Origin of the sequence: Streptomyces sp. CAI-85 (assembly GCF_013363615.1) — a bacterium.
In the GTDB taxonomy this organism is placed as follows: domain Bacteria; phylum Actinomycetota; class Actinomycetes; order Streptomycetales; family Streptomycetaceae; genus Streptomyces; species Streptomyces antibioticus_B.
This window is the reverse complement of record NZ_JAANNX010000265.1, coordinates 1-563: the sequence shown is the minus strand read 5'-3', so window position 1 is coordinate 563 and position 563 is coordinate 1. Positions and strand designations below refer to the sequence as shown.

1 protein-coding gene is annotated in these 563 nt (G+C 65.2%); it reads left to right on the top strand.

Going from position 1 to position 563, the window contains the following annotated elements; all coding sequences use genetic code 11:
- Positions 1-563, top strand: a 563-nt coding sequence (locus G6W55_RS38175) for a fumarate hydratase (RefSeq protein ID WP_175525124.1), incomplete at both ends; no start/stop codon positions are given.

The window sequence follows — 563 nt, the reverse complement described above, 5'->3', positions numbered from 1 at the left end:
ACCTTCGAGGCCGACGGGCGCACGTTCCTCAAGGTCGAGCCGGAGGCGCTGCGCAAGCTCGCCGCCGAGGCGATCCACGACATCCAGCACTATCTGCGCCCCGCCCACCTCGCGCAGCTCCGCCGGATCATCGACGACCCCGAGGCGTCGAGCAACGACAAGTTCGTGGCGCTCGACCTGCTGAAGAACGCGAACATCGCGGCGGCCGGCGTGCTGCCGATGTGCCAGGACACCGGCACGGCGATCGTCATGGGCAAACGCGGACAGAACGTGCTCACCGAGGGTGGCGACGAGGCGGCCCTGTCGAAGGGCATCTACGACGCGTATCTGAACCTCAACCTGCGCTACTCGCAGATGGCTCCGCTCACCATGTGGGAGGAGAAGAACACCGGCTCCAACCTCCCGGCGCAGATCGAGCTGTACGCCACCGACGGCGGTGCCTACAAGTTCCTGTTCATGGCGAAGGGCGGCGGCTCGGCCAACAAGTCGTTCCTGTACCAGGAGACCAAGGCCGTCCTGAACGAGTCCTCCATGATGAAGTTCCTGGAGGAGAAGATCCGCTC